At 34.9% G+C, this 13,104-nt stretch carries 11 protein-coding genes; 9 read left to right on the top strand and 2 right to left on the bottom strand.

The genetic code is table 11. The features are described from left to right. Positions 1-115 precede the first annotated feature (115 nt). Positions 116-1,522 (bottom strand): beta-helix domain-containing protein, encoded by a 1,407-nt coding sequence (locus NBX25_RS21910; protein WP_123857227.1) that lies wholly within the window; start codon positions 1,520-1,522, stop codon positions 116-118. Positions 1,523-1,568: 46 nt separating this feature from the next. Next, on the bottom strand, positions 1,569-4,358 hold the full coding sequence (locus NBX25_RS21905) for a TonB-dependent receptor (RefSeq protein WP_123910605.1): 2,790 nt from the start codon (positions 4,356-4,358) through the stop codon (positions 1,569-1,571). Positions 4,359-4,682: 324 nt separating this feature from the next. On the opposite strand from NBX25_RS21905, the gene NBX25_RS21900 reads away from it, so the two are divergent. The 9 genes from NBX25_RS21900 to NBX25_RS21860 all read left to right on the top strand — a co-directional run bounded on the left by NBX25_RS21900 (position 4,683) and on the right by NBX25_RS21860 (position 13,096). Beyond that, complete coding sequence (locus tag NBX25_RS21900) at positions 4,683-5,357, top strand: response regulator (protein ID WP_123910606.1); 675 nt, start codon at positions 4,683-4,685, stop codon at positions 5,355-5,357. A gap of 48 nt (positions 5,358-5,405) precedes the next feature. Beyond that, positions 5,406-6,437 carry a sensor histidine kinase gene (locus NBX25_RS21895; RefSeq protein WP_123910607.1) on the top strand — a complete coding sequence of 344 codons (1,032 nt, stop codon included), beginning with the start codon at positions 5,406-5,408 and terminating at the stop codon, positions 6,435-6,437. Between the two features lie 134 nt (positions 6,438-6,571). Further along, positions 6,572-7,168 carry an IS1096 element passenger TnpR family protein gene (locus NBX25_RS21890; RefSeq protein ID WP_123910608.1) on the top strand — a complete coding sequence of 199 codons (597 nt, stop codon included), beginning with the start codon at positions 6,572-6,574 and terminating at the stop codon, positions 7,166-7,168. 305 nt (positions 7,169-7,473) lie between these two features. Beyond that, positions 7,474-8,823 carry an alpha-amylase family glycosyl hydrolase gene (locus NBX25_RS21885; protein ID WP_123910609.1) on the top strand — a complete coding sequence of 450 codons (1,350 nt, stop codon included), beginning with the start codon at positions 7,474-7,476 and terminating at the stop codon, positions 8,821-8,823. Positions 8,824-8,938: 115 nt separating this feature from the next. Beyond that, entirely contained in the window at positions 8,939-9,379 is a 441-nt protein-coding gene (locus tag NBX25_RS21880; protein ID WP_123910610.1) for a hypothetical protein, read from the top strand. Positions 9,380-9,395: 16 nt separating this feature from the next. After that, positions 9,396-10,046 (top strand): hypothetical protein, encoded by a 651-nt coding sequence (locus NBX25_RS21875; protein WP_123910611.1) that lies wholly within the window; start codon positions 9,396-9,398, stop codon positions 10,044-10,046. Positions 10,047-10,203: 157 nt separating this feature from the next. Next, complete coding sequence (locus NBX25_RS21870) at positions 10,204-10,998, top strand: thymidylate synthase (protein ID WP_123910612.1); 795 nt, start codon at positions 10,204-10,206, stop codon at positions 10,996-10,998. Between the two features lie 98 nt (positions 10,999-11,096). Beyond that, positions 11,097-12,536 (top strand): hypothetical protein, encoded by a 1,440-nt coding sequence (locus NBX25_RS21865; RefSeq protein WP_250255414.1) that lies wholly within the window; start codon positions 11,097-11,099, stop codon positions 12,534-12,536. Between the two features lie 341 nt (positions 12,537-12,877). Then, complete coding sequence (locus NBX25_RS21860) at positions 12,878-13,096, top strand: hypothetical protein (protein ID WP_250255413.1); 219 nt, start codon at positions 12,878-12,880, stop codon at positions 13,094-13,096. The last annotated feature ends 8 nt before the right edge of the window (positions 13,097-13,104 follow it).

The raw sequence follows: 13,104 nt of genomic DNA, 5'->3' as shown, positions 1-13,104 counted from the left end.
ATGTCTTAATATTGAAAATGCTATAATCCGTTATTTTGGATAATCATGCTAAAAAAAGCCTTCGGAAAAAACTTCCGAAGGCTTTTTATGAATAAAATCTAATTACTATATTATTTTATAAATTGTAGTTGGTCCATCCAGCGTACCAAGTATCATTAATGTCTGCCACAGCACCTTTGTAAGCTACTTTTTGGAACCAGTTACTTACTTTAGTATTGGTGAATTTAGCTCCAGTCAATAGTGGAGAACCTGAAGCAGGAGCAAAGTTCGGAGTAGTTCCGCCAGGAGCCCATGCGTTAGTAAGTTTTATATCAGCCGTAGAACCTAAGATTGAGTTTCCACCATTATTAAACCAAGTGGTAAGAAGTTCTATTGAATACGTTGTAGGAGTAGAAGGTCCGAATTTCAGAGGAGTTGTATTTCCTGCTAAAACATTGTTTTCAAAGAATAATCTATTTCCTGTAATATTAAGATCCGTTGCAGTCCCTTTAGTAGCATCAATAAACAGACCTACAGGATATCCTGTGAATACAGAGTTAAATACAGAGATAGAAGAGTTTCTTCTGATCTGTAATGCATTTTGGAATAAAGCATTGATTTGACCAGGGGCAGCAGAGTTGATTGGCCCAATAATAGTCATGTTAGAGAATGTAGCTGAGGTTTGAGGGGCAGTAACAGAACCATTAGCATCATTATCAGATTCAAATGCGTTAGATCCGGAAACGTCTGCAACCTGAGAATCTCTTACAGCAATACCGAACTGAACATTCCCTGAATAACCATTATCAGTATCGAAATCATCATCAAGACCTTTGTAGGCAATAAGATGAGAACAGTTTACCGTTCCTCCGAACCACTCGAAGCTGTCATCATTAGCGTAAGCAACCTCAACATAGTCTACAAGAGTTCCGTTACCTACTCCTCCGAATGTGATCCCGTTGATCTCTTTATCCGGTAAGAAAGCATATCCTGCATATTCTACTCTTACATATTGTAATACACCACTGTTATCAGCAGGGTTATTTCCTCCATAAAGTCCAAGACCATCAGCGTCATTGATACCTCCTTCCATTTCTCCAACACCGTTTTGTCCTTTAAAAGTGGCATTGGTAGGTGCATTTCCTAAGATAACAAGACCTGCCCAGTCACCTCTTTTTGGACTAGGTTTTTCTGAAGTAAAGATAATTGGATTGGTAGCAGTTCCTTTAGCCATGATTTTACTTCCTCTCGTAATGATTAAAGCTCCATTTTTATCAGCTTCACCTACGATTTTTGTACCAGGCTCAATAGTTAATGTTGCTCCTTTAGTTACATATACTAATCCTCTCAGCTTATAGATCTTATTAGCTTTAAGGGTAAGATCAGATGTGATTTTTCCTGAAAGAATTAGGTTTTCAGTATCCCCTCCGTTTCCGTTACCTCCATTTTGAACGATGGTCGGTCCATCTTCTTCTATATTTCTACATGCAGTAGTTGACACTAAAGCACCAAGCATTAAAGAATATAAAACGAACTTTTTCATATTGTAAGAATTAAATTATTTTTATTAGATTATTTTGAATGAATTATTAAAAACTGTACCCTAGTGTTAAACTAAAGTTGGTACCTGTTAATCGATCTATGGCAAGAGCATCAGTAGTATCGTACTTCTTGTTATTGTTCAGATCGTGATAGAATTTTGCACGACGGTTCAGAATATCAGAAACGTTTAGCTTGATTTCTCCTTTTTTATTCCATATTTTTTTAGCAATCTGGAAATCTAAAAGTGGTCTTGGAGCTTCCCAGATTGGTGGAACCTGATCATTTCCTACGTAAAGGATTCTTCTTCCGATCATATTGAATAGTACAGTAGAAGACCATCCTGACTTCTCAGCATCATACTGAAGACTTAAGTTGATGGTGTATGGAGACTGCCCCTGCATGGGTCTGTCAATTCTGGTAGCCTCATCGGTTACTTTATTTTTAATATAAGCGAAGTTACCACCCAATGTGAAGTCTTTAAGAGTGCTTACGAAATCCAGTTTTTTTCTGAATTCCAATTCAACTCCATAAGCATCAGCCTTATCTACATTCAGATAATTGAACGTGTTACTTGTTCCTACCCCCGATTGGTTAAAGTACAATTCGATCGGTTTTTTGAAATTTTTATAGAAAGCAGCTACGGAAAGGATCTCACCGTTTCTTGGATAGAATTCCCAACGAAGGTCTGCATTGGTGATTTTAGTTCTTTCAATATCTTTACTACCAATTACTGTAGCTCCCAAATCAAAATCATAATATGCCAAAGGAGAAACTTCTCGGAACTCAGGTCTTACCACAGTCTGAGAACCGGCAAGACGTATATTCATTTTAGGATTTACTTTGAAAGTCAGGTTAACTGCTGGTAAGAAGTCTGTAACCCTTGTATTTACAAATCGATCATCGCTTCTTTTTGTACTCCCTACCAACTGATCAAAGTTTTCAACTCTTAACCCCCAAATAGCTCTTAACCATGGTGTAAAGTTGTTGTCAAACTGTAAATATCCTGCATTAAGGATTGTGTTGGCAATATATCGGTATTGGTTTCCGGCAATTTCATCAAATGTAAATCTACCGTCAGTTCCGAAGTTTTCAGGATTAAAAATCGTCTCAAAAGGTTGGGAAAGTAATCCCTGATTATATTTTTCAAGCCTTACAGAGAAGGGTCTTGAGTTGTATATCCTGTCTTTTACCTGGAATAAATATCCACCCTTAATGGTTTGCTTCTGTCCGAATAAAGTAAATGATTTAGAAATATCACCTCCTGCATTGTATAGATAATCGCTCAATGTAGAATAGAAAACACTTCCTGATTTCTGGGAAAGACCATTCGAGATTAACGCCAGATAAGGACTTCCTTGCATATTCGTATATTGGTTGTACTGCAAACGCTGTAACAAAGGAATATACTGATCCAGGATCCCGAAGCTTCCGTACCAGTTTACGGTAAATCCGCCAAGAGCATCTATTTTGTGAGTTCCTGAAAGGGTAGAATTATAGAAAATGGTTTCTTTAAATCCTATTTCTCTTGCCTCAATATTGGTTCCATTGATAGGATCGAACTCAAAATCCTTTCCTGATCTGAATGACATGTGGTTCACCGTATTGTTGGTGATGATGTTCTTCAGGGAGATTTTATTGTTGCTGTTAAATTTCAGGGCTAGATTCAACATCCCGCCAAGAATAACATCGTTGGTATATTTTTCAGTATAATAATCGAAGTTTGTATTGGCTATTTCGTCGTTGATGGTAAAGAAACGGTTGTTGGTTACGGTTCTTCTTTTGTTGTTACTGTAGTTTAAAACTGCAATAACCCCCAAATCTTTTCCGAAAACCTTTGTATTGAAACCTCCGTCTAACTGTAAGCTTACATTTTCAGGATATCCTACCGTATTGTATCCTAAATTTTTAGTAAACCCTTTACCAATATCTGTTTTTTGACCTTCATTCAGAATACTGAAAGCATTCTTTGCAGGCATATTGGTAGGTAATTTTCTATAACCGTCATCAATTCCTAGAAAGTCCCATTTTCCTCCTTTCTGCATAAAGAACTCATGGTTCATGGTAATGTTGTTACCTCCTACACCCACTTGTACATTGAAGAAATCTTTATTGGGAATATCTTTAGTGTTTACCTGAATCAGACCACCTCCCCATTCACCGGTATATTCAGGAATAAAGGTTTTGTTGATGACAAGCGTTTCGATAACATTGGCAGGGAAAAGGTCAAAAGAGAATGTCTTTCTGTCCGGCTCCGTACTGGATAACTGAATACCATTTAACATGGCTTGGTTATAACGGTCAGATAATCCTCTTACTACAATATATTTTCCGTCAAATAAACTCACCCCGGAAACTCTTTTCAGAACTTCACCAGTGTTTCTGTCCGGACTTCTTTTAATTGCTTCAATACCGATAACCTGAGAAACTACACCCGCATTTTTCTGTAATCCGATGGTAGAAGCTATGGTTTCTTTTCTTGCATTAGATTTAATGACAACTCCCTCAATCTCTTTCTCTTTAGCAGTTGGTTTTTCCAAAACAATATCAAGATGAGTATTGCCGTCATTTTTTACAATAACTTCACTGATCTCCTTTTTGTTGTACCCGTTGGAGCTTACTGTTATTATATAGTTCGTACCAGGGGATAAGTTGATAGAATAGTATCCGGAAAGGTCTGTAACTACTTCTTGGTCATTTACCTTTACTTTTACACCTTCTATAGGAGTGTTGTCTTTCTCATCCAGTACCCTACCTTCAAGAATTTGGCTTTGTGCAAAAGCATAACCAGCAGAAAACAAGGCAAGCAGCATAATGCTCTTGTGGAGTTGTTTTTTCATTTTACTTCTTTTACTTCTTTTTCAAGGGCAAAATAAGGGCTAAGTTTTTAAGAAAAGTTTAGGAGAATTTTAATTAATTGTGAAGTTTGTATTAATGAATTATAGTTCTTTTAACTTATTGATCTTTGTTTTTTTTAAGGTTTTATTTTGTTTGTTTTTTAAAAAATGTTTCGTATATTTGATTTTAATGTATTTATTTATTCTTTTTATTGTTGATTTTTTAATTCAAATGACAAGATTTGCTTTTTAATAATTAGTTAACATTGGGAGAATAGATGAAATCAATGAAAATAGTTACTTTTGTGGGAATTCTTAAACTAGAAGATGAGCAAAAAAATTCTTTTAATAGACGACGAACTGGACATTTTAGAGATTCTATCTTACAACCTTGAAAAGGAAGGATATGAAATCTATACTGCTACCAATGGTAATGAGGGAATAGAAAAAGCTAAGGAAATAATTCCTGATCTTATTCTACTGGACGTAATGATGCCAGAAAAAGATGGTATTGAAACTTGTCAGGAACTTCGTAAAGTGAAAGAACTCCAAAAGACACTTATTGTTTTCCTTTCTGCAAGAAGCGAAGAGTTTTCTCAGTTAGCAGGTTTCCAGGCAGGAGCTAATGATTATGTTGTAAAACTGATCAAACCGAAAATTTTAATTTCTAAAGTAAACGCTTTATTGAAACTAACCTCTCAGGTTTCTGACAATGCCAAGCTGATCGAAATCGGTGATCTTGTGATTGATAAAGATAACTTCAGAGTTTCCAAAAGTGGACAGCAGTTTCTTCTTCCTAAAAAGGAATTTGACTTACTTTACCTTTTGGCTTCTAACACTGAAAAAGTTTTCAAAAGAGAAGAAATTCTTGAAAAAGTTTGGGGTAATGATGTGATCGTAGGAGAAAGAACTATTGATGTTCACATCAGAAGATTGAGAGAAAAATTGGGCATTAATACCATTCAGACTTTAAAAGGAATTGGATATAAACTAATTGTTTAATCCTTTAAAAACCTTATCTTTACGTTCAATCTTTAAAACTTTGTAAAATTGAAATTTTACAGACTTACACTTGTTGCCTCTTGTCTGCTGACATTGGTAATGCTTTTCTTAGTGGTCATTTTCGACTCACTTAAAGATATTTATTATGAGACCCCTTTATTTAAGACGGGTCTTTTAATCTGTATTGTGCTTATCTTTATTATCAATTGCGTCGTATTGGAGCTTCTTTTCAATTATTACGGAAGAAAGCAGGTGAAAGGGCTTTCCGGGATACTTCCGCAGGAAATGGTGAATGATAATGATGAGAATATCACCATTAAAGAATTGGGAGAACGATTTTCAGACCTTAATCAGCAGAGAGCTACTGAAATTGATATGATGAAGGAAATGGAAAGCTACCGTAAAGAATATATCGGTAATGTTTCCCATGAACTTAAAACACCTTTGTTTTCTATCCAGGGCTACGTAGAAACCCTAAGAGACGGTGGAGTGGATAACCTGACCATTCGTGATAAATATCTTGAAAGAATCGATAAATCTGTGGAAAGGCTTATTGCCATTGTTACTGATCTTGATATGATCAACAGACTCGAAGCCGGGGAGATTAATCTTACCGTTTCCAAATTTGATGTGAATCTTCTGATCAAGGAAATTTTTGACCTTCTTGAATTTGAAGCTGAAAAACATAATACCACATTACAGATCCAGACTTTGCATCCACAAATCTTGGTGGAGGCTGATAAACAGAAAATTTCACAGGTCTTTATCAACCTTATTTCAAATGCCATTCACTATGCCAACAGACAGGAAGCAAAAGTGATTGTAAAAACAAGTATTTTAAGAAATAAAGTACTGATTGAAGTTATTGATAACGGAATGGGAATCAAGTCTGAAATTCTTCCAAGAATCTTCGAGCGTTTCTATCGTGTAGAAACCAGCAGAAGCAGAAGAGAGGGCGGTTCCGGATTAGGACTGGCCATCGTAAAGCATATCCTTGAGGCTCATAACGAAAACATTACTGTAGAAAGTGTTTATCTTGAAGGAACGAAGTTCAGTTTTATGCTAGAAAAAAGTAAATAATTCCGGCAAAATGTAAGAAAAAAAAATATTTTAAAAAATCCTGAAATATTTTTTTGTCACCTGTCATTTATTATATATTTGCACCAGAGATTTATCATAATTATAAAGGCAAAAAAGTAATTTAAGAAACTGATATGGTTTACAAAGTCCGCGTAATATTAGATGCGAAAGAGGATATTTTCCGTGATATTGAAGTTAAAGGAAAACAAACATTATGGAATTTACATTTAGGAATTAAAAGTGCGTTCAATCTGCAAGGAGAAGAACTTTCTGCTTTTAATCTGTTAGAGAGTGATGGAACAATCGTAAAAAGTGTCCCACTCGAAGATATGAGTGATGATGGTGATGGGGAGATTATGTCAGATGTATATATTGATGAAGCTTTTGAAAATGTAGGAGACAAAGCACAGTTTCAATATGGACTTCTTGATCTTTGGGAGTTTTATTGTGAACTTGTAGAAATCATTGACGAGAAGAAAGGAGTTACCTATCCTATTACCGTTTTCAGATTTGGAAATGTTCCTTTGAAAGCGCCTAGCAAAAGCGGAAACGCTGGAGGATCTAAAAAGAAATCAGCCATGCCTCTTATGGAGGATGATTTTAGCTTTGAGGATGATTTTGGAGCTGGAGGAAACTTCTCAGATGAAGATGACAGCTTCGATGATGATGAGGAAGAAGACTACAACGATGACATCTTTGATGATGAAGATGATAACGATGAAGAAAGATAAGATGTAGATATAAAAATAGAGCCCCGGATTTTTGAATCCGGGGCTTTTTTATTAATACTGAATACACCTGCATGAAATAATCAATAAAATTGGTTCCCATATTTGCTTCTAAAAAATAGAACAGAATCTATTTAAAAACTTTGCCTCAAATTTATAGGACTGATCTAACTCTTTCCATCATAAAGTAAAATGTCCCATAAGTCAAATGTTTTTATGATCTGTATTATTTCAAAATAGCTTCTGTAATTTTACTTTTTAGCCTCTTTCCCTGAAAAACAATCCTTACTTTTGTTAAAAATAGATTAATGAAGAAATTAATTTTATTAGCCGTAATTGGTCTGGGAATTGTTTCCTGTACCACTCAAAAAAATACTGGGAAGATGACAGAACTGCCAAAAGAATGGAAACATACTACTAATATCTACGAAGTAAATATCAGACAATATACTCAGGAAGGAACTTTTAAAGCGTTTGCAAAAGAGATGCCCCGACTGAAAGCAATGGGAGTAAAAACGCTCTGGTTTATGCCAATTACCCCAATTGCTCAGCAAAATAAAAAAGGAAGCATGGGGAGCCCTTATGCAGCAGCAGATTATACTTCCATTAATCCTGAATTCGGGACAATGGAGGATTTTAAAGCGATGGTGAATGAAGCACACAGACTTGGATTTAAAGTTATTATTGACTGGGTTGCCAATCATACAGGTTGGGATCATGTCTGGACCAAAACCCATCCTGAATTTTATCTGAAAGATCCGGACGGGAAATTCCATATTGCTTCCGGAATGGATGATATCATTGAACTGGATTATAAAAATCAGGAAATGCGCCAGGCAATGATTGATGCAATGAAATTCTGGATAACAGAAACGGATATTGATGGTTTCAGATGTGACTTAGCTTCATGGGTAGAAGTTGATTTCTGGCAGCAGGCACGTCCGGAAGTTGAAAAGGTAAAGCCTCTTTTCTGGTTAGGAGAATTTGATGAGCTGGAAAGCCCTGAATACGGAAAAGTTTTCGATGCAAGCTATTCCTGGAAATGGATGCACAAATCTGCTGATTATTATAAAAAGAATGAACCGCTTCAGGAGCTTAAGGACTTATTGGTGCAGTATTCCAATATTGGAGACAACTCAATGAGAGCCTGGTTCACAGCGAATCATGATGAGAATTCTTGGAACGGCACAGAATATGAAAAATATGCAGTCATTACAAAACCAATGGCGGTATTCTCAGCCACATGGAACGGTATTCCATTGCTGTACTCAGGTCAGGAACTTCCCAATATGAAAAGGCTCGAGTTTTTTGAGAAAGATCCTATTAAATGGACCAAAACCTATCAGGTTGCTGATTTTTATAAAACATTATTGAATTTAAAGACTTTCAACCCTGCTTTGAGAGGTGGTGATCCGAATGTGACCACTTATTTACTGAATACTACTGCTAATGACAAGATCTTAGCATACGTAAGAAAAAATGGAAAAGATGAAGTGCTGGTTGTTTTAAATATGTCAAAAGAGCCTGTAAACTTTACGATTGAAGATGGGAATATTTCAGGAACATTCAGAAATGTATTTGAAAAAACAAAAAGAAACTTCGATGAAGGCAAAGACTTTAATTTCAAAGTTTCAGACTACGCCGTATTTGAAAAATAAAATTTTAACAATCAGTTTTTAAATGGTACTCCATTCCCTCTTTTGGAGGGGGTAAAATCTACGATCTTGGCGGGATGGTCTTATCCATCCACAATACAACTAATTGAGCATTACAATGAATAAACAGGAAATAATAAATATCATTAAGGCTAAAATAACAGATAAGATCCAGTATTTTGAAAATTTGATCGCAGAAACCCGTGCTTCTAATAATGACACCAAAAGTTCAATGGGTGACAAGTATGAAACCGGCAGAGAAATGCTTCAGCAGGAAATTAATAATCTTCAGAGACAGCTTAATGAAGTATTGAACCAACAAGCTGTTTTGCAAAAGATCACTTCAGATCCTTCTGAGAAAGTGCAGAATGGTGCTTTGGTGAAAACCAATAAGGGATTATTCTATGTTTCAGCTTCTATGGGAGAAATTCTTTGTGAAAAACAGAAAATCATGACTGTTTCTGCAGAATCTCCTTTAGTAAAAGCAATGTTTGGCAAGAAAATGGGAGAGATATTTACCATCAACAATATGAATCAGAATATTGAGCATATCTGGTAAATCAATCTTTAGTACTATGAAATTTAAAAATTTACTTCTCTTTGCCTTTTTATTAGGTAGCTTGGTGATCAATGCGCAGGTTCGTGCTGCTGTTTCAGGGAAAACTTATGATCTTGAAACGGTAAAACTTACTGTAGAAGGTTTTGTAATAACCCTTAATGCAGACGGATCGATTTCCGATTTCAATGCTCCTGATCTGAACGGGAAGATTGAATATTATGAGGATAATGTTTTTGATAAGATTAAATACGGGAAACTTAAAAGCATTGGAGGAGTCAAAATAGACTATTGGGATGATTCTTTCACCCATAGAGAAAAAGCAGGTAAGCTAAAAAGTATCGGAAATATTGCTGTAGATTACTGGGATGACACTGCTTTTAACAGAGAGAAAGCAGGTAAAGTAAAGAAGATAGGAAATCTTACTATAGATTACTGGGGAGATGATATCATGGATAACAGCAGACTTGGAAAATTGAAAACAATAGGTGATATCTCCATAGATTACGGAACAAAAGATATTATCGATCAAAGTAAATTCAAGAAATTGGTAAAATTTGGTCCGGTGGAATTGGATTATTCAAACGATAAATTTATTGACAAAAACAGATTCGGTCAGCTGAAATCGATCAGTGGAAATAGTGAAAAAATTAGTGTTACCGTGTTATAATAGTATCAAAAATAAATAGAAATTTTTAATATCCGTAGATAACAGATATACAATTGTTTAATAGAAAACGGATATGCATCTTATACAAAGCATTCATATAATGGATGCTTTTTTTCATGCTTTTTTACTAAATTTGGGGCATAAAATTCCTTTCGAAATGCAAAACTACCTGGATCTTTTACAGCATATTTTAGACAACGGAACTGATAAAACCGATAGAACCGGTACCGGCACAAGAAGTGTTTTCGGGTATCAGTTAAGATATGATCTGTCAAAAGGTTTTCCATTGGTAACCACTAAAAAAGTGCATTTGAAATCCATTATCTATGAATTGCTTTGGTTCCTGAAAGGAGAGACTAATATTAAATACCTTAAAGATAACGGAGTAAGCATCTGGGATGAATGGGCCGATGAAAATGGTGATTTGGGACCTGTTTATGGGGCACAATGGAGAAGTTGGAATGGAGCAGGCGGAAAAGTAGTAGATCAGATCACAGAAGTCATTGACCAGATCAAAAAGAATCCGGATTCCAGAAGGCTAATTGTTTCCGCATGGAATGTCGCTGAAATTCCTAATATGGCATTGGCACCTTGTCACGCATTATTCCAGTTTTATGTAGCCGATGGAAAATTATCATTACAGTTGTATCAGAGAAGTGCAGATGTCTTTCTGGGGGTTCCTTTCAATATTGCCAGTTACGCATTGTTATTGATGATGGTAGCACAGGTTTGTGACCTTGAAGTAGGGGATTATGTTCATAGTTTTGGAGATGTTCACATTTATAATAACCATTTTGAACAGGTGAACAGACAGCTTTCAAGAGAAACAAGACCACTTCCTACAATGAAACTGAATCCTGAAGTGAAAAATATTTTTGATTTCAATTTTGAAGATTTTACTTTAGAAAACTATGATCCACATCCGGGAATTAAGGCTCCTGTAGCTATTTAATATAGTTTCAACTGTTTATTATCTTTTGTAATTGACGGATTTCTGCTATTTTTGAAGTTTGTGAGAGTTTATTTCACCACAAATTTTGAAAAAATAATATGGAAAAAAAATTAAACAATACGTATCTGGTATTTCTGAATATTCTGATCGTTGTTTACGGTCTTTATATAGCACTGTGTGTTTTTACAGAAAAGGTTATTGTAACGGATGACTTAAAAGAAGCTTACAACGCCAGACATATCTCGGAACCTTATTTCAGTTATATCTATTCCTATCTGGATTCTTCTAATATGGCGGCAAGACCGGTATCCGGATGGGTGACGGGGACTTTAGTTTTTCTTTCAAAGTATGATGCGTCTATTTATCTTTTAGGAATACTTTTTTTTCCTCTTTCATTGATCGCTATTTATTGGGTCGCAAAAAAAATGATGTCAAGAGAATTGGCGAGTCTGATTATTTTGCTGTATTCCTGTTCCTTAATAGGTACAAGTATTCAGTTTTCTCCAATCATGCTGAATTCAAATCTGGCAACAATATTTTTTAGTCTGAGTGTTTATTATATTTATATCCGGAAAAATATTTGGCTCAGTTCTTTGTTTTTTATTCTTTCAGTATTAAGTTATGAGATTTTCCTTCCACTTATTCTTCTGAATCTTTATTTAATTAAAGAGAATAAAAAAAGAACGGTATTCCTGGGATTAGCACTTGGATCAATTGTTCTTTTTAGAAAAGTGATTCAGCCGGGAATATTTGCTCACTCTTATCAAAGAGATGAAGTAGGGAATATCTTTCAATTAAAGAGAGTGCTGCATGTGACTATTTTAACGGTAAAGCTGTTTGTAAAAGATATTTTTGTTGGAATTTATAAAGGAGTGGTGAATCTTAAAAACCTTCATGTTATAGAGATACTATTAGCATTGCTCATGTCTTCTATAGTCTATAAAGTTTTCTCCGGGTATGATTTTAGAAGCAAATTAAAAGACATTAAAAATATAGGATTAATTTCTTTAATCTCAATAGTATTAGCTGTAAGTGTTTTCTATGTTTCTGCCTATATTCCTACCCTTTTTGGATTTGATAACCGAAGCCTCGGAGCTATAAGACTTTTTTATACACTTTTGGTTATTTCAGGAGTTATTTATTTCTGCTTTAAATTCAAATTGGGAAATAAAACAATCAGTTCTCTTTTTGCAACAATAGCCTTTCTTCTACTTATCACTAACATGAGTGTGAAGAATGCCTGGATTTATGCCAATCAGTTTAATCTTAAAATGTTTAATGAACTGAGTAAAACATTGAAAGCCGAAAATATTGAAAGTGGGGTGGTATGTTTAAGATATGATATGTTTACCGAACTGAAAACCAATCCACATTTTATACTGAGAGAGCCTATTTTTTATAACAATTGGGAGACCCGTATGCTGTCTGAAATGAATGGTATTAATGCTAAAAATGTGCAGGTTTATAATGCTGACAGACAGATGAACTGTGAGAGGGTGTTTTTGTATAAAAACGGAAAAGTAATCAGGGAAAAATAATACATAAAGTAAGGAAATCCTTTGGGGCATAAAATGACTAATGTTTTATTTTGATTGTTAATAATGATTGCTCACTCTCATTCTGAATGAAACGCAGTAAAATGGAGAATCTATTTATAATTTATAGTATTTTCCAGCGCAGAGAAGGACTATTTTAGAATGACTGAAGATTCAATTTAGGCTCATAATCGCTTCCAGCTTCCTTAACACTACTTTTTCCATAAAAATCTCTTTTAAAAAGGACTTACAGACCCATTGTTTCTAAAATAAGTTTTAAATTTGAAAGAACTTGGTTTCAACCCTTTAAGAAAAGGGATAATTATAAATCCAATCACAAGATCATGAAGTATTTAAAAATAAATATTGAAGAAAATGCCGATTCTGAAGTACTGAAAAATATTGTGCTTCAGTTAAAAGGGGTTGCTTCAGCAGAAATTGTTGACGACGAAAATCCGGAAAGTGAATTGAAAAAAGCTTTTGCCAAAACAAAAGAACAATTGAAAACAGGAGACTATGAGACATTAGTCAATGATATTTTCGACATCATAATAAAAAAATAAACTCTAAA

Origin of the sequence: Chryseobacterium sp. Marseille-Q3244 (assembly GCF_940807095.1) — a bacterium.
GTDB lineage: Bacteria > Bacteroidota > Bacteroidia > Flavobacteriales > Weeksellaceae > Chryseobacterium.
This window is presented reverse-complemented; position numbering and strand designations above follow the sequence as displayed.